This window comes from Bacteroides sp. MSSM.1001136sp1_RTP21357st2_D2_RTP21359_211015 (assembly GCF_040913205.1).
GTDB classification, from domain to species: domain Bacteria; phylum Bacteroidota; class Bacteroidia; order Bacteroidales; family Bacteroidaceae; genus Bacteroides; species Bacteroides ovatus.
This window is the reverse complement of sequence record NZ_JBDFVF010000008.1, coordinates 1-24,187: the sequence shown is the minus strand read 5'-3', so window position 1 is coordinate 24,187 and position 24,187 is coordinate 1. Positions and strand designations below refer to the sequence as shown.

At 41.2% G+C, this 24,187-nt stretch carries 16 protein-coding genes; all 16 read right to left on the bottom strand.

Annotated features, from left to right (window positions below):
• Nucleotides 1-8: 8 nt before the first annotated feature.
• Nucleotides 9-1,691, bottom strand: a complete 1,683-nt coding sequence (locus AB5217_RS07295) for a hypothetical protein (protein ID WP_195647467.1) — start codon at nt 1,689-1,691, stop codon at nt 9-11.
• Nucleotides 1,692-1,707: 16 nt separating this feature from the next.
• On the bottom strand, nt 1,708-3,456 hold the full coding sequence (locus AB5217_RS07290; RefSeq protein WP_195647468.1) for a RagB/SusD family nutrient uptake outer membrane protein: 1,749 nt from the start codon (nt 3,454-3,456) through the stop codon (nt 1,708-1,710).
• 20 nt (nt 3,457-3,476) lie between these two features.
• A complete protein-coding gene (locus tag AB5217_RS07285; RefSeq protein ID WP_195647469.1) occupies nt 3,477-6,725 on the bottom strand; it encodes a TonB-dependent receptor in 3,249 nt (1,082 codons plus the stop codon).
• 350 nt (nt 6,726-7,075) lie between these two features.
• Nucleotides 7,076-7,831 (bottom strand): creatininase family protein, encoded by a 756-nt coding sequence (locus AB5217_RS07280; RefSeq protein ID WP_195647471.1) that lies wholly within the window; start codon nt 7,829-7,831, stop codon nt 7,076-7,078.
• Between the two features lie 27 nt (nt 7,832-7,858).
• The gene (locus AB5217_RS07275) at nt 7,859-8,851 is read right to left on the bottom strand and encodes a FecR family protein (protein ID WP_008640446.1); all 993 of its coding nucleotides are present in this window, start codon (nt 8,849-8,851) and stop codon (nt 7,859-7,861) included.
• A 5-nt stretch (nt 8,852-8,856) separates the two neighbouring features.
• A complete protein-coding gene (locus AB5217_RS07270; RefSeq protein ID WP_128131912.1) occupies nt 8,857-9,477 on the bottom strand; it encodes an RNA polymerase sigma factor in 621 nt (206 codons plus the stop codon).
• Between the two features lie 182 nt (nt 9,478-9,659).
• A complete protein-coding gene (locus AB5217_RS07265; protein ID WP_195647473.1) occupies nt 9,660-11,864 on the bottom strand; it encodes an alpha-L-rhamnosidase C-terminal domain-containing protein in 2,205 nt (734 codons plus the stop codon).
• A 121-nt stretch (nt 11,865-11,985) separates the two neighbouring features.
• Nucleotides 11,986-13,842, bottom strand: a complete 1,857-nt coding sequence (locus AB5217_RS07260; protein ID WP_195647474.1) for a right-handed parallel beta-helix repeat-containing protein — start codon at nt 13,840-13,842, stop codon at nt 11,986-11,988.
• Nucleotides 13,843-13,878: 36 nt separating this feature from the next.
• Nucleotides 13,879-15,975 carry a glycoside hydrolase family 127 protein gene (locus tag AB5217_RS07255; RefSeq protein ID WP_195647476.1) on the bottom strand — a complete coding sequence of 699 codons (2,097 nt, stop codon included), beginning with the start codon at nt 15,973-15,975 and terminating at the stop codon, nt 13,879-13,881.
• 128 nt (nt 15,976-16,103) lie between these two features.
• Nucleotides 16,104-16,853, bottom strand: a complete 750-nt coding sequence (locus AB5217_RS07250; RefSeq protein WP_195355491.1) for a DUF5131 family protein — start codon at nt 16,851-16,853, stop codon at nt 16,104-16,106.
• A 729-nt stretch (nt 16,854-17,582) separates the two neighbouring features.
• Nucleotides 17,583-18,521, bottom strand: a complete 939-nt coding sequence (locus tag AB5217_RS07245) for an N-acetylmuramoyl-L-alanine amidase (RefSeq protein ID WP_195355490.1) — start codon at nt 18,519-18,521, stop codon at nt 17,583-17,585.
• A 28-nt stretch (nt 18,522-18,549) separates the two neighbouring features.
• Nucleotides 18,550-18,900, bottom strand: a complete 351-nt coding sequence (locus tag AB5217_RS07240) for a hypothetical protein (protein ID WP_143260142.1) — start codon at nt 18,898-18,900, stop codon at nt 18,550-18,552.
• Between the two features lie 85 nt (nt 18,901-18,985).
• The gene (locus tag AB5217_RS07235) at nt 18,986-19,504 is read right to left on the bottom strand and encodes an HU family DNA-binding protein (protein ID WP_195355489.1); all 519 of its coding nucleotides are present in this window, start codon (nt 19,502-19,504) and stop codon (nt 18,986-18,988) included.
• A gap of 311 nt (nt 19,505-19,815) precedes the next feature.
• The gene (locus AB5217_RS07230; RefSeq protein ID WP_195355488.1) at nt 19,816-21,765 is read right to left on the bottom strand and encodes a protein-disulfide reductase DsbD family protein; all 1,950 of its coding nucleotides are present in this window, start codon (nt 21,763-21,765) and stop codon (nt 19,816-19,818) included.
• 43 nt (nt 21,766-21,808) lie between these two features.
• Nucleotides 21,809-23,581, bottom strand: coding sequence for a hypothetical protein (locus AB5217_RS07225; protein ID WP_195647478.1), 1,773 nt, complete (start codon nt 23,579-23,581; stop codon nt 21,809-21,811).
• A 22-nt stretch (nt 23,582-23,603) separates the two neighbouring features.
• Nucleotides 23,604-24,095: a hypothetical protein gene (locus AB5217_RS07220; protein ID WP_195647480.1), complete on the bottom strand. Its 492-nt coding sequence runs from the start codon at nt 24,093-24,095 to the stop codon at nt 23,604-23,606.
• Between the last annotated feature and the right edge of the window lie 92 nt (nt 24,096-24,187).

Sequence of the window (24,187 nt, the reverse complement as noted above, 5' to 3'; positions counted from 1 at the left end):
TTTATCTTTTATTTGTTTGCAGGAACATCTATGCCACAGGTTGACAGTCCCGGTCCGCCGCCGCTTGTATATCCACGGCTTTCGCCCGTTTGCCATGGAGAAATCCAAAATGCATATATATCAGCGTTATTCAGGTAGAACTTCAGTCGGACAGCCTTCCCGATAAGTGATGCTATATTCTGGTGTTTCTTCCATGTAACCAACAATTTTGTTTTATCTGTTTTCTTCACCGGTACACAGTCTTTCCGTGTGAATCCTTCTAATGGCTTTCCATTTTCATCCAGAATTTCTACAGCCAAGCTACCTTTTACATCTGCATTGATAAAAAGATGTTTGCCGTCAAAACGAACCTTCTCCGTCAGCAGATAGCCGTCCTTATCTCCATGCATGGAGACAAAACCATCTCTGCGCAAAGTAGCCAGTCCGGTAGATGTATAGCTATCCCACATAATCTTGTTCCTTTGGCGTCCGCTAGAATAGAAATAAAGTGAATCTCCTACTATCAAAGGCACTCCATTGATAGACTGCATATTTCCCCAGTTCCATGCTCCTTCCGTCTCATTCACTGCCATGAAAGGCTTGAAAGAAGGACGATAGAAATGGAAGCCGTCACGGCTATACCCTAGAAAGATTTCATTCTTTTTCTGAATACCTAGTTTGGCACAAACTCCATTTTCCGGTCCCTGCCATACACTGTACAATCCTAACATAATGCTTTCATAAGCAATGGCATCAAAATTGTAAATACCCGGTTCTACTTCCGGAAACTCCGGATGACGCGGCTCTTTATCGCTCGGAGTAAACCAGTAGACCATATTCTTATCAGGTACTCCTTTTCGGATACGATGTGCGAAACTTACTGCCATTTCCGGGTCTTTATTTTCCAAATAACTGCGTGAGCGGGAAGAAACTGTTGTCCCGTAACGCATACTCAATGCCCACACATCACGGAAGGGATTGTAGAATGCGGATGAACGGTCGTATAAATCACCGGACTGGGCGACTCCCTCTCCCCAATGAATCCCGTCCGATGAGTATTTCAAAATAAATTGCCATCTGCGGTCGGTGGGGCGGCGTTCGACATTGAACATCTTGTACCGTTTGGACGGGTCTTTCTCCTGTTTGTCCAGCCAAATAGTAGCTGCGTCACGATTGCAGGTATCTACAATATTGGTTTGGTTCCAAATATCCAGTACAGGTTTTGTCCAGTACTTGCCGTCTTCCGATTCGGCATATCCGGTATAAAAGGTCTGATTGTCTCCTTTGTGAAGAACACCTGCACCTGCCAAGTACCACATTTTGAACTTCCCGTCTTTTTCGTCATACCAGATCCCATCACTGAAGGGTGCAGCGTAGAGTCCGCCTTCGGTTGTCTTTTCCCATTCCTTATCAGGTCCGAGTACCGGATTCCTTTCGTAGAACCGGGGAGTATGAATCACTCTATTCAAATTAGTTTCTGCAATCAGAAAAGAATCAACAAATAGTTGCCGTCCTACATTTACAGGAATTACTCCCGGCTTTTGTTCAAGATAGGGTATCGGCATATCTTGTGCTTTTTGTGGTTCCGCATAGCGGGGTGGCCATTGTTCAGGCAGGTGTATGCCATTGTAAAGTACTTCTGTTTGGGCAATAGCGAGCCCCGGTACTACCAAACTGAACAGTAGTACCGCAATATTTTTCAAATTTATCATGCTAATTCTTTCTTAGTTAATATCCCGGATTATTTTCTGTGATATAAGGGTTAGAATTCACTTCATTGATAGGAATCGGCAACCATTCGTGCTTATTGGTGACGAATCCTTTAAAGTCATCTGCCGATATGAACTTCTTGAAGTTAGGATCGGATTCCTGCAACTCTGTAAAACGGCTGGCTAGCTTGCCCCAACGGAGCAAATCATAGAAACGATGCCCTTCCAAAGCAAATTCCAGGATTCTTTCATTCTGAATATCAGTCATGGTTACCGAAGGGAGTTCGCTCATGTTGACACGTCCGCGTACTTTATTTACCGCCTGCAAGGGAGTCATGTTTGATGCTTGCGTGCCACCGCTAACGACAGCTTCCGCATACATCATCAACACATCGGCATAGCGGATATAGCGCCAATTCACTCCATGGGCACGGGGCTGATTATATACATACTCCTTAACGCCTGCACCTACACCGACCAGTTTAGGAGTCCCGTCTGCTTCCGTTTGTGTAGGCATGGAACAATCAATCCCTTTTCTTATACCTGCTTTGAATGAATGTGCCAAAGGATTGGACACGGTAGCAAATCCTTCTTTTCCATTCTTTGCAGGATAAAGTTCTTCCCATTTATAACCGCCGGGACCTTCCAGACGTACAAGATTGCCGCCTGCATCATTTCTCAAATGAATGCTCGCATCCAAATCATTGAATATCATTGTGGAGAACATCCGGATATCCGTATAACCGTCCTTGTCTACCGAATTCACAAATGCGTTATAAAGCCAGTTATGTACTACGCCTTCATAACCTACTCCCGCCCCCGGTAACATCAGTCCACGTGAATCGAACGCCAAACCGGAAGTGGCAAGCCCCGGATTGAATCCTGCATTATCGACATCGCCTAAGAATTGAAACTCAAGGATTGATTCTTCATTATTTTCATGAGCGACATCAAAATTATCAGCATAATTTTTAGTCAGGTCATAAGTTCCGTACTTTCCGTCTATAACATCACCAAATTCTTTGGCAGCTTCACTGTAAAATGTAGTCTTGTCTTCACCATAATATTGTTCGATTCCACTACGGTAGAGGTAAGCTTTTCCCAATAAGGCGGCTGCGGAAGCCTTTGTCACACGACCGGCATTCTTGCTGTCCCAATATCCCTTCACGGGCAACAGTTCTTTCGCATGTGCCAGGTCTTCTTGAATAAAATTCCATACGGCAGCAGGTTTTTCCAAAGGACGGACATAGTCATCGCCATTGCGTGGCATCTGTCTGATGGGAGATATATTCCGGAAATTAATCAATAGGTAATAATGCGCAAATGCCCTCCAGAAATAAGCTTCCCCCATGTATGCGTTCCGCAGTTCCTCATTACCGCTGAAATCAACAGACGGGGCGGTTTCAATGATGTAGGATGCTTGAGAAGCAGTGGTGTACATCAATGTATAAGGTTGCTCAATAGTGTAATAACTGGCATTCAAGTCGGCACCAAACATGCCCGGTTTGCCATAATCCGAATTGGACGATGCCTCGTCGGAGCGGATTATCGTTGTTTTAGAGCCGGAAGCTCCCAGGCAGCGTTGCGTAGACATATATCCGTACATGGTCATCACTGCGTCATTAACAGCGGACGGACTGGTGAAATAAGCTCCCATACTCGGCTGGTTCGGATTAATTGCCAGGTCATCAAAGATACCGTTGCATCCGTGTAATATCAAGCCGCCCGCCAAGATAAATGCGGCATATACTTTCTTATAGTTTTTCATATTAATCATATTTTTAGTTATCAGAATGAAGCGTTAAAACCAAAAGTGAATGTCCGGGCATTAGGATATGAACTGACGTCAATACCACGTGAGAACAATACATTTGAACTAACTTCCGGGTCATAACCGGAGTATTTAGTCAACGTAAATAGATTTTGTACGCCTGCATAAACACGCAGTTTATTGAACCGGATTGCTTCCAACCACTTTTTAGGTAGTGAATAACCTAACTGAAGGTTTTTCAGACGTAAATAGGAACCGTCTTCAATATAAAATTCACTCGGCAGGGAATTTCCGCCACTTGTATTTTGGGTTTTCATAATAGGGATTCCTGTATTCTTATTTGTTTTCGTCCATCCATTCATAGCCTCTTTGACTACATTATTGGAATAATCAAAATAATAGGTGTACTTTTTCTGATTGAATATATCATTTCCCTGCACTCCCTGAAAGAAGACAGTCAAATCAAAGTCTTTGTATTCCATGTTGATGTTCAAACCGTATGTGAAGTCAGGGATAGGGCTGCCCAGAATAACTTTATCATTTGCATTGACTACTCCATTCTTGTCCGTATCCGCAAATATAAAATTTCCTTCCGCATCAAAACCGTCAATCTTATAGCCATAGAATGAACCGATAGCTTCTCCTGGCATGGTAATGGAAGCTGCATCATTAAAATAGCTGGACATTGCTCCGGAAGTAATCGGCTGCACGTTTTCTCCCAGTGATAATACTTTATTCTTTAACGTTGCGATATTAAATGTCGCATCTATATGGAAGTCTTTCGTCAATTGTTTCCTGTAATTCATCATAAACTCCCATCCTGTGTTTTTTACGGAAGCTGTATTAACGTAGGGTTTTTCACGTGAACTGTTGATTTCAAAGATTTGCCCGGAAGACAGGTTCAAGTCTATCTGTGCCAACAAATCTACGTTCTTTTTCACGAAATAGTCTAATGACAAGGTCAAGTCGTTGTTGAAGAAGCCCAGTTCGATACCAATATCTGTGGTTTTGGCAGTTTCCCATTTCAAGTCTTTCGATTTCAGATAGGCTGCGCGTCCTGTTACATAACGTTCACCGCCTACTGTGTAAGGAATAGGTCCATAAGCTATCGCGTCAAAATTATAAGGATTGAGGAAGTTGGCACCCAACTCACCGTAGCTAGCCCTGATCTTCAATTTGCTCATTACAGGATTTTGAAACCATTTTTCCTGGTGCACATTCCATCCGGCGGAGACAGAGGGGAAGTAACCTACTCTATTGTCTTTATGGAATTTGGAAGATTCATCCCGGCGGATACTCAAGGACAGCAGATATTTATTATCATAATCGTAATTCACACGGGCGAAGAAAGAGAGCAATGCTGCATTACTGTCGCCTGCCGAAATCTTACCATCTTCATTTTGGAATCCGGTAATATCCGTTCCTCCCAAATCGTTAATGGTAGAGTTGGTCATGTAACGATAGTATTCTCTCATCCAGCTTGTTCCTAATAAAGCGTCTATTGAGTGACGGTTGAATGTCTTGTTGTAAGTCAGCAAGTTATCAATCGTATAGGTGAACTCTTCACCTCTTGTTTCCGATACACTGTTACGTGTGTTGCCGTAATCTTTATCGGGAGTTCCATCCAAGTTCCACTTTGTATAGTACTCGGGGGTATGGGTGTAATTATGCTTATTGCTATAATTTCCACTCAACGATAATTTGTATTTTAAGCCGCCCCAAATATCCAGTTGGGCATTCAAAGAGCCGATTAAATCCGTCACTTTATTAAACTGGTCTGTATAATGCAATGGGGCTATCTTATTCTGCGCTTTGCCATCTTCGGGGTTGATGTAATAATCAGGGCCACCAGAGGTAAACCGTCCTTGTTCATCATAAATAGGTAACGTTGGTAAAGCTATGTTGAAAGCTGTTGTAGGAGTTTTATCCTTATGCGTCAGTCCGAGGGTTTCAGAAAATGAGAAACGTCCTTTTTTATAAGAGGTATTCAGGCGGAAGTTATAACGTTTATAATCCGAATAAATCGTCATACCGGTTTGGTCAAGATAACCAAGGCTTGTGCTGAAAGTAGAGTTATCCCCACCCCCTGCGATACTGGCATTCAGATTCCATACCGGGGCAAACTGTATCCATTCTTTTGACCAATCGGTATTCAGGTTCGGATTGGTGGGATTGTCATTCTCCGGTGCATGAGGCAAGCCACTGTTATCTGCCACCATATTGGCAAATTCTCTCCATTCCGACGCATTGAGGAACTCCGGAATATTAGTCGTTTTCTGGAATGCGAACGAACCGTCTATCTGAATGACGGGCTTACCGGACTTTCCTTTCTTGGTAGTAATCAAAACGACACCATTGGCGGCACGTGAACCATAGATAGCGGCTGCCGCACCGTCTTTCAGTACTTCGATAGATTCAATATCATTGGGATTCAATGAGCTTAATCCAGCATTACTGAATGCTCCATCAATGACATAAAGAGGTTCGGTAGCGCCAAAAGAAGCAGCACCACGAATCACGATATTTACATCTGCACCTGCCACACCCGCTTGCTGCACAATGTCTACACCCGGCGTACGTCCTTGTAAGGTTGAAGCAACATTAGATGATACCTGTTTGCTGATTTCCTGAGAAGAGATGGAAGCAACGGCACCTGTCAGACTTGATTTCTTCTGCACGCCGTAACCAACTACTACGACTTCATCCAGTACTTCGGTGTCGTCCTGCAATTGGATAGAATATGAGTTCTTATTCCCCACCTTTACTTCCTGTGTTTTATAACCAATATAGCTGACTGCCAGAAGAGCATCTGTCGGAGCATCCAATGTAAAGTTACCATCAACGTCTGTCACAGTACCCGTCCCCGCTCCTTTCACCAATACACTGGCACCAATTATCGGTTCGCCTTTGATATCCGTCACGGTTCCCGTTATTTTCTTTGTTTTTTGGCTCCCTTGTGATGCTACGGGAGCTTCTTTTGCTTTCAAATATATTTTCTTCTCTCCAATTTCATAAGCTACATTTGTACCCGCAAATAAATCATCCAATACTTTAGAAAGGTCTTTGTCTTTTGCCTGGACAGAAACAATCCGTTCGGGATTGACAATCGTACGGCTATATGCTACCGTAAGTCCTGTCTGTTTAGTAATGAGCGAAAAGACTTTCTCCAACTTGACTTGTTGAAGATTCATTGTTATTTTCTGAGCCGACGCCGCAAGACTTACAGCAAAGCTCAATAACAATATAAGCAATACTCTGTTCTTCATACTTAGTTTGTTTAAAGTTATAAATAGGTTCTTAATCTCTTTGTATTTAGTGGACACACGAGATTAAGAAGCGGGTGAGGGAAAAAACGTTTTTTTCTGAAGTTTTTTTATTTCCAATATTTTTTGTGTGATAATGCATTAGTTTTCAACAAGATATGGTTTAGTTTTTATTTGTAGGAAAATGGGATATAAAAAGAAAAGTCCTTCCGGATTTTATTTTCAGAAGGACTTATAACAATAGATTCGTGTTCTTGGCAATTCGCTAGAAACAGTCTTTTGTGATAGTGACGGTATCCGGTAAGTATAGCGTCACTATGTGAACAGGATACCGTCACTATATTCTTTGCAATCTAGTAAAGTTCCTGATTCACCAATTCGTCAAAGAGCTTTGCATATTTCTTTGCGACTGCTTCCGCAAACTTCTTTCCTTTTTCTACGGAAGCTCCACGTGGATCGCCAACACCGGTATCTTTAGATACTTTCCCCCAGTTCCTGGGAATCCATGCTACTTTTTCATTCAAAGATTGTATGGCAAAAGTTTTATATTCTCCATTCCCTGCTTCTTCAAGATTGACCAGTTCGGGGTGATAGTGCATCATTACGGATGTCTCGACTTCATCTGCATGGTCACCCGGATTTTCAAAATAGTCCTTTACCTTTAACACGGTGTACCATTCACTCGATGCTGTCAGGAAGTCAGGATAGTCTACCGACAAATCACGAATCATACTTTTAAAAGTATTGCCGCCATGCCCGTTGATAATAATCAATTTTCGGACACCTTGAACATAAAGGGAAGAAACAATATCAGTCAGTATTGCTTTCTGTGTTTCATAACGCGTATGGATACAGAAAGGAAGTTCCCGTTGTCCCGGATTTTGTGAACCCATGCCGATGGGTGGCATAACCATGCAGTTCACGCCATATTTCTGTTTAGCTATCAATGCAGCATCAACTGCTACATCATGGGAAAGAATACAATCTGTCATATATGGCAAATGCAGATTATGAGGTTCGGTAGCTCCCCACGGCAATATCACAATATCATATTTCCTGTCTTTTACTTTTCCATAACAAGATACGGATAAATCCACTTCTTTATTCATATACCCCATTTATTTCTAATGATTATATTATTTCATTTTTACTATCACTTCTTTCTTATCTTCATTATACTCAAACTTCACCGGAGCGATTTTCTCTAAATCCATTAATACTTTCTCTAATAATGTATTGTCCGAAGTCAATGTATAGACATACTTCAAAACGTTTTCATCTTCGACTTTAAACTCTACATTATACCAGCGGTTCAATATTTTAATGACTTCCGGCAACGGGGTATCTTTAAATACTATCACATTCTGTTTCCACATCGACAGGCGTTGCATATCGTTCATTTTGGAAATAGTGCACTGCTGGTTATCTTTGTTGTACACTAATCTTTCGCCGGGTTGCACCGGGTATTTCTTTTCCGTAGGAAGGGTAAGATTAATATTTCCTTCATCCAGACATACTACTATATCCTTATTCTCCGGGTAATCCTGTACATTGAAAGAAGTTCCCAATACATGAATTGCCGGTCCACTTAAATTGACTATAAAAGGACGGTTCTTATTTTTAGCTACTACGAAATAGGCTTCTCCTTCAAGATAAACTTCCCGGGTGTTCAAAGCAAACTTCTTCGGGTATCTTAGTTTCGAATCAGAATTGATATATACTTTTGTTCCGTCCTGAAACATGATTTGTATGCGTTCTCCTTTATCTACCACCACTTCCTCATATTCGGAAGTACCGAACAGGTCGACTTTTGAGTTCAGTTGCATATAAAGTCCGACAATTAAGACAACAGGTATCAATACGGCTGCAACTCGGAAACAGATACGCTTCAATTTCTTGATGCGAATGTTCTTCCGTATCTGTTCTAATATTTTCTTTGAAGGAATATCATGGTCTACATACAAGTCTGCAAACTCATTTTTTATCAGTTCGGAATCCTGTGTCATAGCAGCTTCGAGATAGTCGCTACCTTCTTCCGTAGCAAACCACTCTGCCACATATTTTGCATCTTCCGGGCTGGCAATTCCTGCCAGGACTTCTTCTATTTGTTTATCAGTAGGTCTATTCATTTTTATCACTTTATTAAATGGACACTCAAAAAGGTCATTAGTGTGGTAAATGCAACAATTATTAACATCTTACTTAGATGGATACGGAGAAGTTTCAACGCTTCCGAATAATGCGTCTTGATAGTATTTACGGATAGATTCATCCGTTCCGCAATTTCCTGATTTGTCAGTTCCTCCTGTACTTTCATCAAGCAAATATCCCGTTTTTGCACAGGAAGCATTTCCACAGCTTTATAAAAACTGGACATCAACTCTTTTTTCTCCAATTTTTCTATCAGATTATCTTCGTAAGGCGAAGCGGCTTGTGCCATCTCATAGTTCTTTGCAATCGCGCTGTTTTCATTGCGAATCAAGTTCAAGACATGATTTTTTGCCATTGTAAAGAGATAGTTCTTTAGGCTGATTCCCACACGTAGTTCTGAACGAAATTCCCACAAACGGCTAAAGACATGTTGCACTACATCTTCTGCCATATCAGAACTCATTAAATAACGATAGGCTAATACATATAATAGTTTATGATACCTTTCATAGGCTTGGGTGAAAGCTCCTTCATCACCTTGTTCAATCAAGGCGAAGAGTTTCTCATCATCTGTATCAGTATATTGGTCAATCTTGTTTTTCATTCTTCGGATTTTGTTTACTTGTTTCCAAAAGAACTAAATGTTTCTCTCTTTATGAAGAGCAAATGTAGCAAATTCCCTAGAAATTTAAAGGGATTTACGAAAAAAGTCCCTGATTAACAATTCCTCTTTTCAAATGAGGAACCGTTAATCAAGGACTACTCCACTAACTAATTAACAATGTATTATAAATGATAGGTAACAATTCTTTCTTCAGGTGAATCGATCCAGAGCCGCCATACTCCTACCGACACTTTTTCTGGTGTTCCGATATTTGCTTTAGGTGGACGACGGCTTTTGATGGTTAGATAGCCTTTCCCTTCTGTTGCTTTCACTTTCATCGTTTTGCTGTTCATATAGACATGGATATTGCCATTTGGAGTGGGGACAGTGCCTTCCATCCATTTCAATCCTCCCAACACAGGAGCAATAGCAAATTCTTTATATCCTTCTTTTACAGGTTTTACTCCCAGATAATATTTGCCCAACAGGTAGATAGGACTCGCTCCCCAGGCATGGCACAAACTCTTTCCATAAGGACGGCCATACATGGCAAGATGTTGCGTTCCGGTTTCTTCTGGGTTATATTTCTCCCAGAAGGAGGTCGCGCCTTCCTTCAACATTCCACCCCAATAGGCTTTCATTTCTTTCATTACAGCATCCTGTTCGCCAAGAGCACAAAGGGCTTCCAGCTCGTAAAAACGCATATAGGGAGTTGTTATTTTCAGAATACTGTCATTCAGCAGAACAGACTGTTTGATGGCTTGTTGCTTATCTTCATTCAAATATTGAAAGAAGACAGAAAACATATTCGCATAGCGGGTGACCGCATCACTTTGCTGACCGTTGACGCAGTTATGTACAAATGCCTGTTTCTCGTTATTCCAGAAGGCAGGTTCTAACTTTGCTTTCAAAGCAGCAGCCAGTTTCTCGTATTTTTGTTTGCCATTGGCATCTCCAACCAGTTCCGCACACAAAGCCATTGTTTCCAGACTTCTGCAAAATAAGATTTGTTCAAAAGAGAGTTCGCCTTTCTTATCCAGATAGCCGTCCGCCCAGTCCACAAATACCCAGTCACCGGTCATTCCTTCTACCATGCCATTCTTATTGGTACGTCCCAACACATAATCCATCATTGTTTGCATACGTGGATATAGTTGGTTGACAAAATGGCGGTCGCCACTATACATATAATAGTCATATACACTAAGAAACCAATAGAAAGTATAGTCCATGATTGTATTGCTGTGGCTGGTCACAGGATCTTTGCCACGAAGTAACCAGATTGTACGTTTGACGGACTCGTTATCAAAGAAAAGATAGTAGTTCATCAAATAACTTTGGATAGCATCGCCACTCCATACCCAACGGTCACGTTTGATACCATCAATGAGGAATTCGCGGGTAGTGAGATGCATGGTGTATGCGCCAACTTCCCAAATACGATTCAATTCTTCATCATTACAACGGAAACTTCCGCGGTATTCTTCAGGAAGATATTCATATTGCATGGAGACTTCTCCAATCTGTACACCCGGCTCGTGAGTTACATAGACATAGCGAAAGGCTTTACTGTTCTCCAATGTATATTCGTTTTCAGAATTACTCAAGGGAGAAGTGCTGCGGATAGCAAGGTCGGTCACTTGTCCCGGTTCGAGCAAGAGTTTGTCCAATGTTTCGCAATATGCTTTATCTTTTGCTTCTTCCGGGCTTTCACCATAATAAATTTCTATTTTTCCTTTTCCGGAAAGATTCTTCAATGTGATGAATCCGAATGTTTCTTTTCCAAAATCATAAAGAATACCTCCTTCAGACTGTTCTGACTTCGTAACAGGTTGCTGCGGTTCACGCATCAGACTGAATTGTGAAGGACGTTGGGTAGCTCCGTCAAAGTTCCAGCATCCGGCATCCATATAGATAGTGGCAGATGTGTCACTGGCTTTTCCGCTCTCGTCAATCCATTCTTTATCTTCGTAAGTCACACGCCAGGAAGAGTCTGAATTCACCGTTTTTCCCTTCACATAAATAGTGGGAGGAGTTGCCTGATTCCAGACTTTGATGTTCAGATTATGTTTTCCGGCCGGAAGCAACATGGTTTCCGGCATACCGAACTGGAGCTTTCCATCCAGTTTGACGTTGTACTTTCCTTCGGCAGCAATAAAGATTTCTTCCGGCTCGGAAAGATTCAGTTGCTTGCTGAATTCTACGACAACATAATGACTGTCCGTTTTCCAAAAAGGAGGGAAAAATGCACCTCGTTCCGTACGACGGTTATTCATTTGATTTCCCAACCAGATTTCGTAGTCTCCCGGATACCATATCCAAGTCTGGGCAAATGTGCTGCTTGCCAAAGACAAGGCACTAAGCAATATCATATATTTCTTTTTCATTTTTCTTTCTATTACTAACAAACTGAATCATAAGAAATAATTCGTTCCACAGTGGTTGACGTTTAGTTCCACCATGGTGGAACGAAGCATATCTTACAATAAGATTATTTATCGGCTGCTATTAATAATTCAGCAGATCCTTATACGCTGCTTCCACTCCCGCACGTTCACGAATAACATTATCCACCTTCGGGCCATTGTTCTCCCATACATTTCCCGGGCCATTGGCATTTTGCAGATACTTCTCTCCTTCTGTCCAATTATCACGTACAGTAATAAAAGAAGAACCTTCATCCGTATAAAGATAGAACCAGTGATTAGGATCGTGCACATACCCCGGCTTATAAATACTATGCACGCAATTCTCCGTTACATAACTTTTCGGCTGCGAACCGAGTGTGTAAATACCTGCCACATCATACATGTGTTTCGCATAATGATGAATCAGATTGGCATGTACTCTGTTATTACGCATACAATTCACAGTTTGCGTCCATCCCCAACCAAGGCTGATGCCACTATAAGGCACTTCACTGATTTCATTATGTTCGATATTGACGTCCCCTACATATCCCGCAGCAATGGCAAGGCATCCCCAATCTTCATTGCCTATTTCCGTGAAATAGCAGTTATTGATTTGTTGCTGTGTGCATACTTCCCGACGATCAGCAGGGTCGTATGGCAAATGCGTTTCATGGGCAGCCGGAGAAAAACTGCCGACTAACAGACCATTTCCGGCAATATCGCGGAAGAGACAGCCACGAACAACACCGCCTTGCACCGCTTCTTCATAATCCAATCCGGTTGAGCCTAAATGCTCGAACCGGCAACGCTCAAAATCAATCTGCCTTGCAGCAACCACACGAACAGCAGCTGCGGGACGTCCCAACCATCCTTGGTTATCCAACGGATGATTCAAATAGTTCCGTTGCATTTTCGGATCAATCCGGTAACCATCTGTCAGATACATACCTGCCTGAAGAGGTACATGTCCTTTTTCTGACGGACGCATCCACGTAGTATAGGAAAAAGTAATTTTCTCAAAACGAATATGACACACAGGGCGATCCAAAGTTCCTTCCACCCGTACTAATGTCTCAACGGCAGGCACGATCACTTCCGCCTCCTGCATCTTCTCTCCTTCCCGTAGATAATAATATACTTTACGGGCATCTATATCATGATACCATTCTCCGGGTACATCCTGTAATTCACGGGCATTTGTCAGATAGAAAGCAGAATTATGTCCGTCCGTCGTCACCATCGGACGCGGCCAGGGATGCTCAAACTGAATCCGGCTTTCCGGTTGATGAAAACGTATTGCCGCGCTGTCTCCCTGCACTTCAACTGAACGAATCCGAAGATTGGCAACACACCACATCTGGTGTAATACCATCTCGGCATATTTAGCTTTCAAATTTCCTTTATTATCAATAAGTCTGCGAATGGAAACTGCAGGTACATAAAGAATTTCATTCTTCTCATCCACACTGCAAATGCGATTCATCTTTTCGAAATCCTCCACATCACGGGCACGAACTGCCTTTTTTCCATTCACCCACAACTGGCGGAAATCCAATGGACGTCCATTAAATGCCGGGACATCTGCTACCCAAACTTTCCCTTGCTTCTTCCAGCCATTTATGCAGATTCCCCCACTCAATACCACCTTTTCATCGCCTACCGAACGGATAATTGTGGGCGATTCCTTGGTTCCGCTATCTTCCGGACGGATAAAAACCGGTTCATGGAAGGCATACGTTCCACCCTCCATATAGATTGTGATTCCACCTTGAATACGGTTATCCTCTGTCCTGCGCCATTCTCGTGCTTGTCGCAAGGCAGAAGTCAGCGTGGCTTTAGGAGATTGACGAGTTCCATCGTTGAAGTCACTGCCCTTGGGAGAAATCCATATCTCTCCAGCCAATAGCCAGTGATTGCACAAGATACATATAGCCGTTACAAATAACTTTTTCATGACTTTTTTTCATTTCTGTATACTAAACAATCCAGACTATCTGGCAAGAGGCATCCATACAGTCATTTCTCCCTTTCCTCTGTTTCCCCAGGCATAATAAGGAATCAAGCGGATATTTACTGTCTTTTCAGCCTGAACAACCGACCGGTAAAGCACTCCTTCCCACGAAGTTGCAGATGCCAGACGTGCCACCCCTTTAAGTGCAACAATCGGACTACCTTCGATTGTGATTTTCTTCGGAGTTAGTTTTATATCAGCGGGAATCAATACATTATCAATCTTTTCCCCGTTTGCAATATCCATACTTTCCAGACAGTACACCAACGGCCCGCGCTTCACGACCACCTGATTACGAATCTCCTCTGCTAACGGATGAGCTTCGAGCAAACGGACAGGCATATCCATCACCAGCTCCACTACATCCCCCTTCTTCCATGTACGATTTACTTCCGCATACGAATTTGCCTTTGTGTTGGCTTGCAGCGGTTGTCCATTCACCGTGAGCGTAGCCTTTTCGCACCATTCAGGAATACGCAAGAAGAGCGAGAAAGTATCCGCCTTACGAGGAACTTTATCCAACGTTACACGTACATTTCCTTCCCAGGGATAATCCGTCTCTTGTGTTAATGCCAGTTCTCCTTTGCCTTTCCAAGTCGTAGTCAGCGTATTTGCACCATACAAGTTACAGTAAATGCCTTCCGGACTCAATGTGTAGGCGTAATTCTGTGCCTGACACAATGTACGCAATGTATTCGGAGGACAGCAGAAACAACTGATATATTCCGTCCGTTCCTTCGGCCAACGAAGCGTGTAAGGAAGATCGGCACTGATACGAAGCGGATTGGTATAGAAATATTTCTTTCCATCCAGACTGATACCGCTCAATACACTATTATAAAGACAAGTCTCTACAAGATCAGCATATTTCGCATCCCCTGTCACTTCCAGCATACGCCAGTTGAAAAGCATATTTCCGATATTAGCACATGTTTCATTATGCGCTGTGCTATTCGGCAACTGATAAGGACGTCCATAACTCTGATGCACTTTCTGAATACTATCCGGCTCATAACACGTTCCATCGGGCGATGTACCATCATAAAGAGCACCGCAAGCACCGGTCACATACATTTTCCGGGTCACGATATCATTCCAGATACTAGTCAGATTCTTCATTAATTGCTGCTCACCGGTTTCTGCATATACATCTGCTACTCCTGCATACAGATAATTTGCACGTACGGCATGCCCCATTGCACGATACTGGTCGCGGAAAGGAATACGATCCTGATTATCATCCGTTCCGTTTTCCACCATACCGCGAATATCAATCAGGTTCTTCGAAAGTTCCAGATAACGGGGATTTCCTGTGGCACGATACATTTCGACCACTCCCATATAATGTGAAGGGCAAATGGCATTACGAGCCAGTTCGGCAGAAGCCGTTTCGTAAAAGTGGCAAAGAAAATCCGTTGCTTTTACGGCAGCATCAAAAAGAGTAGTCTTTCCGGTGGCACGACGATGCACAATACCCGCCATCATCAGGTGTCCCAGGTTATATGTCTCAAAGTTCAACCGATTGGCAAAAGCTCCTTTTTCATTCTCATCACCTACTTTCGTTCCAATGACCGTTTGTTTATACTGATCCCCTAATGCATGGGAGTCAATCCCTTTATTCAGTTCTTCGATAACAACAGGTGTATGTATATAACCATCTGCACGTTGGGCTTTTACGACACAAGCAATAAAGTTATCCATTAACTTATCCAGTTCCGGATCTTTGTTGACAGCATAGACAGAAGCCACTCCTTCCATCCACTTATACATATCTCCGTCATGAAATGGAGGTCCCCAATGCTCTCCTTTGCATACCCCGGCAGCAATCTCAAAATTACGGAAACCGTGAGAGATCTCCGGCGCGTTCCAAGTGTTCCACATACTTTGCAGGGAAGTCCGGCTAAATACCTGAAAACGATCTCCCCAGAATCCATCCGTCCAATGTACGGCACCGATTCCGGTATTCGCCATCTTCGCAAAACGGCTCTGACTCATATCCGTCAATCCATTGCTTTGCGCAAGTGCTCCCGTAACGGAGGCGGAAGCTAAAAGAAGTAACAGTTTTATCTGTTTCATTAATATGGATAATTTAAAATTTACACAATATCTTTATAAAAAGACGTGATTATCCGTATTTTGTACTCAATAAAACAAAAAAGCGAAGATTGCCAAGCAACCCTCGCTTTCAGTAAAAAATATTTGAACTAACCTTTTATTTCTTGTTTATCAGGCGTATAATTCAATCCTGCCTTCCTCGCCTGCGAATGTTGGAACTGCCGGGCAATCTTATATTCATGTCCCTCTTTGAGCAAATAACTCCCAGTCTGTTTAAACCAAAAGCCGACATTCGCACCTATACATTGCTGCCGAATATCCAGCACCCACTCATAGTCACATATCCGGGCTTCCTTTCCCGATTCTCCTCCGGCAACCACCTGTTCCACCCAATCCCCTAACTCGCCTCTGAAATCAATCTGACTAAGTAGCGGCTCGCAGATAATAATTTTATGTTTAATAGGTGTTTCTTTATAAATAGGTAGACGATAATCCACTCTATCCTGATTCTCCATTGTGCAGCAGATTGTTACGTTCTCATATCCATCGCCCCAATCCGTAGGCAGACACTGTTGTAATCGATCGATTCGTTTGGTTATAAAAAGAAAATGCAAGTCCTGCCGTATCCGCATCATCTCCCATGCTTCGGCACGCCATTCGTCAGCATCTTCTATCAGAAAATCCGAAGTAAAACAGGTATATACCAGATTGCCCGAAGGTATCTTATACGTACCGTTCTTTTTCCGAAGCAAGGGTAAATCAAACTTCTCCGTCTTTGTCACCACAGAACTGTCTTTTCCATATTTACCATCCGTCCGATACACATAACAATGGCGGCAGCCCTCACTCAATTTGTGACAGCCATGCCAAAGATTCCACATTGAAGCTTTTTCACCCATCTTCTTTTTTTCTTCAAAGATATATTTAAACTATTACATAACCATAAAAAGAGTGCACCCTATTCTTCAACAGAATAAAGGTGCACCAAAACACAAACAAAACAAACAATAGAGCGACCTTCACAGGCAGCCGATCCACAAGGGATCTTTATCTTAGTCAGCCCATCTTGATGATGATAGCTTCACTCATAGCGATACTCCTACTGCTGATAACAATGCAGGCAAAAAGTATTCCATGTATTGCCTTACATGAATCCGGTTTTCCATTTCCTCCCAAAATTCTAATTGCTTATAACGGGTAAAGTAGCACCCAAAAATCATAAAAGAATGTTTTTTTATCGAGAAGACATTTTGCTAATCGACTATTATATATAATCATTAATCCCTAATATTGTTTGTTAGTTACCTTCTGCAAAGGTCCGTATAATCACGAATATGGCAAATTGTATTCATGTTTAAGAGAACAATATCTGTTTACAAACAAGACTAATAGCTAATATTTTAAAATAGCCTGTTTCAGTATATGCAAAATTCAAACTCAAAAGCTACCACTTTTACGTTATTCGCACATTTAGGGCTATACAATTCCAATTATCACAATAGAAAAATTCGCCCTCATTCTCATTGTATATCCCGATGATGAATATGAATATTATTGAACAATCACTCCATTAAGCCCGATATACCTCTACAAAGATAGTATTATTCTATATATTTCTATGCAAATCCTCAAAAAAGAATTCTCCTCTTTTTATAAATAAAGTAAAGTAACATCAATGCCGATATACTAATTATTAGCATCCAACTTATATTTTTCCTATAATATAAGCTATTCTCTTCCTCCTCACAAACCACTTTATGATGATTCGTGTCGATGAAAGATGATATTTGAGTATCTTCTTTCTCATCTATTCTCTCTTTCTTTTCAAAAACCTTATTCACCGTCTTTCTGCTACCTGAAATAAAACAGGTGGAAGAGAAATCCCCTGTCGCAGTATCTTTCCCCAATACTACCAATATTTGTTCGGTAGACTCCTCCATCCGTTCCAGCATCTTCCTTTCCTGATTAACATCATACGAAGCCACATGGGAAGAATGCCCGGAAGAACTTGAATCCATCTGCACCTCACTGCTCCTACTGATAACTTCCTTCTTAGTCCTACATCCCGAAAGCACCCCCGGAAGAACGAGACCCAATAATAAAACAAACAGCAGCTCCCTCCCACTCTTCATAAACTCCCTCACATCAAAACAAGGACACGCTTTCACATATTCATAAGGTTCGATCACTCCGTCTCCATTCAAATCCGGCGAAGTATCCCGGTGTCCCAATACCTGAAGAATAGTATATTGCCGTTGCAAATCCATTATTACTTGATAAAGCACCCGTTTTTGAGCATTTCTCCGGGTATCTGCCGGATGTCCGTTCTCATCCAGCCCCCCGATATAACAGATCCCGACACTTCGCTCATTCCAACCTTTACAATGCGCTCCTGCCAAATCAATCTCCCTTCCTTTCTCCAGTCTTCCGTCCAGACGGATAACATAATGATAACCAATACCGTTGAACCCACGTTCCCGGTGCCAACGGTCAATATCTGCGGCGGTAAAATCCTGTCCGGCTTTTGTAGCCGAGCAATGCACTATAATAGAATCTATCTTTCTCATGACATTTTATTCTTATCAACTAACCTCATTAATATTCTGAAGGAGGAATGCGCTTCACACACCCTCTGATCTCACACTTCTTCACCTCCGACTCTTTCTGTGCCAACTCTACCTCATGGCATTTATGTATCCAGTCGATCTTCTCTTCCTGCTCCTTGCGAAGCTCAATATAAAGCCCGTCTATTTTCTCGTCCCGCTGTGTCAGGCGATCTTCCAGCCAATCCACCTTTTTACGACGATTTTCTTCTTCCAGACTGCTTACGTCTGCCTCCTCTTTCCGTGCATCCGTTTTCCGGCAAGAGATATATCTCACCATCCATTTCACCGCTTCCAAACCACCCATAGCAGTAATGAAAGCAAGGATTGTAGTTATTTGCATATTGATCTATTTATGTAGTTATAAAGAAAGAATGAGGCCGAAGCCCCATTCCAAACAAAGTCGCTAATTCCCGACTTCCCGTTTATCAAGCTGCCGGATCGGGTGCTTCACCATTGCCTCCTGCACCTCCGTCAGGATCCGGTGCTTCGCCTCCTTCACCTGAATCACCGTCAATGATACTTGAGTCGTTGATATGATCCAAATCCTTAAACCTCAATCCATCCGAACGTGTCGAAGTTCCTGTAAAGAGACGAATATCCGAATTCGCACGAAAACAAACCCGCAGACCGCTGATGTCGGATACAGTAAAGTCTTCCGCCTTTTCCGTTCCCTTGCTTTGAGCTGAAAGGAAAAAGTAACCCAATCCCTTAATGTTCACTGAACGGCCCGAAAGTAATGTCTTACGTAGAAGTGTACGAAAATCTTTCAATACACTAATCGTTTCACCCTCACTGACACCGGAAGTAGAAGAGATTTCTTTCGCAAACTCATCCAGTGTAGCACTCGTATCATACTGATAAGAAATCACCGGATACACTTTCTTTCCTGCCTCTTTGTTTGTCGGGTCACACAGACGTTGAACTCTTTTAAATCTAATTGCCATAATACTTTTCTTTTTTTAATGAATACTGTTTAATAATTATTTCGCTAACGTTAACGATGCAAAGATGCGGCATATTCAACGGACATGAAACGACAAGCGATTATCGGCACTACAAAGCCTACAAACAATATTTATAGCAAATAATCAACCCAATACCTTGAAAAAAACGACAAGCAGGGAGGCAAGGGAACATAAAAAAGACCGGCAAACAAAGTCACGCTTTGTATGCCGATCTTACTACCTAAAAACAATTTCTTTTTCTAATCCTATCGATCACGAGTCCAGGTTAAAAAGAAAATAAATGACTAAATTCATTTTACGTAATGTTCCAATCCTTTCTGTAAAAACTCAATATAGGAAGTAATATCTTCATTATATGCGTACGACTTATTCAACGGATAACCTTCATTATCCAGCAATACATAAAAAGGTTGTGCATTTGCTCCAAACTTCACACGTTGCAGATAGCTCCATCTATCCCCTACCGTGCGTAAGGTACGCTCCGTTCCATTTTCCGTAACCTTAAGCGGCTTGTCCAACGGAGTCTTATCATCCACATACAAAGAGATAAGCACATACTTGTCATTAATAATGCGGCCTACTTGATTATCAGTCCATACTGCAGCCTCCATCTTCCGGCAGTTCACACAACCAAATCCTGTGAAGTCAACCATTACAGGCATTCCCTGTTGATGGGCATACTCCATTCCGGCATCATAATCCCTGAACTTCGGATGGACTTCATTCGAATACAGATTAAAATCCTGTGTCATAACAGGAGGGGCAAATGCACTGACAGCTTTTAGGGGAGCTCCCCAAAGTCCGGGAATCATATACACAGCAAATGCTAAAGAGACAAGTGCAAGAAAGAAACGTGTAACGCCTACTTTATTTTCATCACCATCGTGCGGAAACTTGATCTTCCCTAACAGATATATGCCCATCAGACCAAAAATCACAATCCATAATGCTAGAAAAGTTTCCCTGTCCAAGATTCTCCAGCCGTATGCAAGATCGGCCACAGACAGGAATTTCAGTGCAAAAGCAAGTTCCAGAAAGCCCAGTGTCACTTTAATCACATTCATCCATCCTCCTGATTTGGGCATTGACTTCAGCCACGAAGGAAAAAGGGCGAATAGTGTAAAAGGTAAAGCCAAAGCAATGGCAAAACCTAACATTCCGATAGCAGGAGCAATTACACTGCCAGTTGTAGAAACCTGTACGAGCAAAAAGCCGATAATAGGTCCTGTGCAAGAAAAGGAAACTAAAGAAAGTGTAAACGCCATCAGGAAAATGCTTAATAATCCACTAGTCGCTTCCGCTTTACTATCCACCGCATTGCTCCATTTAGACGGTAGAGTAAGTTCAAACGCCCCGAAGAAAGAAGCTGCAAAAACAACCAACATCAGGAAAAAGAGAATATTGAATATGGCATTCGTTGATAAGGCATTTAATGCGCTGGCACCGAAAATTAAAGTAATTGCCAGTCCCAAGGTCACATAAATCACCACAATCGAAGCGCCATAAGTCCATGCATCCCGAATTCCCTTCTTCTTGTCTTTGTTTCTCTTCAGGAAGAAGCTCACAGTCATAGGAATAATCGGCCATACGCAAGGAGTGAACAAAGCCAATAACCCACCAATAAATCCGGTGACAAATACATACAGCCAGGATTTATCCTCTTGAGAATGTTCTTCACCCAACTCTTGCAGTTCATTAATAACCGGCTTCCAAAGATCATTTTCCGATTGCTTCTCCACTACATTTACCGGAGTCGCTTCCTCCTCTTTTATAACTGCGATATTCGCTTCTGCTTTTGTTCCATATTGAAAAGGGATTTGAGTCGGAGGTAAACAACTCTCATCATTACAAGCCCCAAACTCCAAAAATCCTTCTATAAAGTAATCACTTCCTGTAAATCTTATTTTTTGGATAAACTGTACCGTATCTTCAAAATAGCGTACATTCATCTCAAACATCTTATCATAAATACTGATTTCTTTTCCAACAGGTTGCAGTTTACCTACTATTTCCACATGATTACTTGTATCTAGGTTGAAAGTGGCGGAAATAGGACCGTCATCTCCCAATTCAGTCGAATATACATGCCATCCTTTCTCAATGGATCCTGTAAATACGATTTCGGCTTCTGTTTCCGAAGTTATTTTCAACTCATTCTTGAACTTTACAGGCTCTTTGATTTGTGCTTGTATATTCCCGATTGTGTACCAACTCAATAAGATAAATAAAACAATTCTCATTTTCTAAGTTCTAAATTATAATCCATCAATTTCTTCTTCACTCTTATTTTATCAAATAGCAAGCATCTTTAGGATATACGACTTCACATTTAAGAGGATAAAGAATAGAATGATGATCCACGTAATTTAATGAATCTGGATGATACATACTATAAACCGTTAATCCCAATTGGGTTGACTCTCCCGCACGAAAAACACGAGGTGCGGAGTCTTCGATATAGCTACGATCAATACGACGAAATTTTAAGAAGTTCTGAATATATGTAGTTTTAATATCACAAGCCACACGATGTTCAAATGTCGATGCTTGCCCCATACTTATATCATATCTATAACGCTCTAACCTATTTTCTCCTGTCGGCTGACTTGGCTTACTTGGAGGTAAACTAACATTTCCTTCATTTACTTTTCCCTCTTCTGTAAAAGTCACATTATAATCAGGACGATAATATTTGGAAAAATGAAAATACCTCGCCGGGATATTTCTATTATTAGAGACTCTTGCAGTAACTTTATAATTCCCATAGTCATTAAATTTAATTCGCACATGTCCATTAGTGACTTGTACTATCGAAACACTTTGTGCTGTATTATTATCAAACGCACTTTCTTCTACGGTAATTCTAAAAGTAGGTATAAATCCATCCTCCTGATACGCCACTTTGAAATCATAATACTCTCCAAGTTCAATACTGCTTGGAACTGTAAAGGTTGGTTTATCATATGCGGCATTAAACTTCTTTGTATATTTCTGCTCGGTACCATCTATGTAATCAGTTACTACAAAAGTAACCATACATCCCCCCGCTTCTGTGAAACATAAATCGAATGAATTTTCACCTGTTTTCTTAAATTCATAAGATCCTGGATTAGCAACAGGTTCTACTGTAATTGTATATTTGGGGTCATAACACCACTCATATGTATACGAAGTTGTAACAGTATATTTCACTCCTATTTTTAGTTTCATTGTGCCTTTATTATTTTCAGGGGTCGGGTTGTAATCAATTTGAATTTTAGCTGGATTCAATTGATATAATTCAGGAATAAGAACTTTATCTTCAAAAGAAAATCCATTCCAAAGATTTTTATTTGTTGCTAATCCCGATTCTGGTTGCATAATAGAAGTATCATATTCACTAGAATGCTCCAATCCTACTAAATGCCCTATAGCATGCATCAAAGCATACTTCTTTTGATCTTTAGTCAATTCTGACCAGTATTTATATTTGGTATTTATATATATACGACTTCCTAGTTTACCATTTACAACTCCATCAACACGTATAAATTCCGATGAACTCATTGAATTTGCATTATCTTGGAATAAAACATCTATTAATGGGCGGTTTTTAGGTGAAAACGTATCAAAATAAGTACTAAAATGTAGGCAGCATTTGCTCAATTTATTCCATTCCGCTACAGCCTCTTTAAAAATAGTTTCATTACTATATTGGTTATCATGAAGTATCAGATGCATTCGATAACATTCAGGATCTATCCGTTTTTTATAATTCAAACGTGCTTCAGGTTGTTCACGTAATTCTTGTAATCTTGATTTCTCAAAAATAAGTTCCGATTCAACCAGATAAAAAGAATCACAATCTACTATTGCTATAGTATCATACCCATGAGCTGCTAATATTGCTTTATCAGCCTCAAGAATAGAAGAATAACTTTCTAGTCCTCTAGTTTTTATTTTCTCTGAAGTTGTTTTATCTTTAATTACCAACTCCTCCAGATTGCTACTGCATGAAAAGCAAAAAGAAGCCACCAAACAATAGAACAAGAAACTCATCATATTTTTATCATTCATAGTATTCTTTCTTTAAAGTTAATTAATTATTTACCAGTGAAATAGAACGAAACCACTTATACTCCCCCTCCGTTCCTTCTCTCCATACTTTCAATTGATATGGCTTGGTTACAAAATATTTGTTTAAAGTAGGATTGTAAATTCTTACAGCAAAATTGTATGTTCCTTCACCACCATATAATACTACAACAGTCGCATACCAATCAGAATTAAATATTTCCTTCATAGCCCCATCGGAAGGTACAGGTCTATCTATCCAACGTCCATAGTCATTCCATTGATAGACACCTCTCGGTATGACTATCGGATATTCAGAATCATAATTTACTATTGATATGTATGTATTCGACAAAGGACATTTATCACTCTCTCCAATACATAACAATTCACTTAAAGGTAGTGTTTTTTCGTAATGATAGCTTGAATACCAGCTAGTTACTACATTATCCACCACTTCATATTCTGATTCACTTGTAAGCGTCTCCGCGATTCTATCTTGTCGCCCTTTTTTCATTCTTATATTTTTGCGATGTATAAAAATGAAGCATTATGGATTTAGCAGAAAATCGATTTGGAAAAACTTGGAAACATTTCCTTGAAGCATTG

Excerpts from the sequence above, each read along its gene's own strand:
- AB5217_RS07295 (WP_195647467.1), bottom strand. The coding sequence starts at position 1,691 with ATGATAAATTTGAAAAATATTGCGGTACTACTGTTCAGTTTGGTAGTA.
- AB5217_RS07290 (WP_195647468.1), bottom strand. The coding sequence starts at position 3,456 with ATGAAAAACTATAAGAAAGTATATGCCGCATTTATCTTGGCGGGCGGC.
- AB5217_RS07285 (WP_195647469.1), bottom strand. The coding sequence starts at position 6,725 with ATGAAGAACAGAGTATTGCTTATATTGTTATTGAGCTTTGCTGTAAGT.
- AB5217_RS07280 (WP_195647471.1), bottom strand. The coding sequence starts at position 7,831 with ATGAATAAAGAAGTGGATTTATCCGTATCTTGTTATGGAAAAGTAAAA.
- AB5217_RS07275 (WP_008640446.1), bottom strand. The coding sequence starts at position 8,851 with ATGAATAGACCTACTGATAAACAAATAGAAGAAGTCCTGGCAGGAATT.
- AB5217_RS07270 (WP_128131912.1), bottom strand. The coding sequence starts at position 9,477 with ATGAAAAACAAGATTGACCAATATACTGATACAGATGATGAGAAACTC.
- AB5217_RS07265 (WP_195647473.1), bottom strand. The coding sequence starts at position 11,864 with ATGAAAAAGAAATATATGATATTGCTTAGTGCCTTGTCTTTGGCAAGC.
- AB5217_RS07260 (WP_195647474.1), bottom strand. The coding sequence starts at position 13,842 with ATGAAAAAGTTATTTGTAACGGCTATATGTATCTTGTGCAATCACTGG.
- AB5217_RS07255 (WP_195647476.1), bottom strand. The coding sequence starts at position 15,975 with ATGAAACAGATAAAACTGTTACTTCTTTTAGCTTCCGCCTCCGTTACG.
- AB5217_RS07250 (WP_195355491.1), bottom strand. The coding sequence starts at position 16,853 with ATGGGTGAAAAAGCTTCAATGTGGAATCTTTGGCATGGCTGTCACAAA.
- AB5217_RS07245 (WP_195355490.1), bottom strand. The coding sequence starts at position 18,521 with ATGAGAAAGATAGATTCTATTATAGTGCATTGCTCGGCTACAAAAGCC.
- AB5217_RS07240 (WP_143260142.1), bottom strand. The coding sequence starts at position 18,900 with ATGCAAATAACTACAATCCTTGCTTTCATTACTGCTATGGGTGGTTTG.
- AB5217_RS07235 (WP_195355489.1), bottom strand. The coding sequence starts at position 19,504 with ATGGCAATTAGATTTAAAAGAGTTCAACGTCTGTGTGACCCGACAAAC.
- AB5217_RS07230 (WP_195355488.1), bottom strand. The coding sequence starts at position 21,765 with ATGAGAATTGTTTTATTTATCTTATTGAGTTGGTACACAATCGGGAAT.
- AB5217_RS07225 (WP_195647478.1), bottom strand. The coding sequence starts at position 23,581 with ATGAATGATAAAAATATGATGAGTTTCTTGTTCTATTGTTTGGTGGCT.
- AB5217_RS07220 (WP_195647480.1), bottom strand. The coding sequence starts at position 24,095 with ATGAAAAAAGGGCGACAAGATAGAATCGCGGAGACGCTTACAAGTGAA.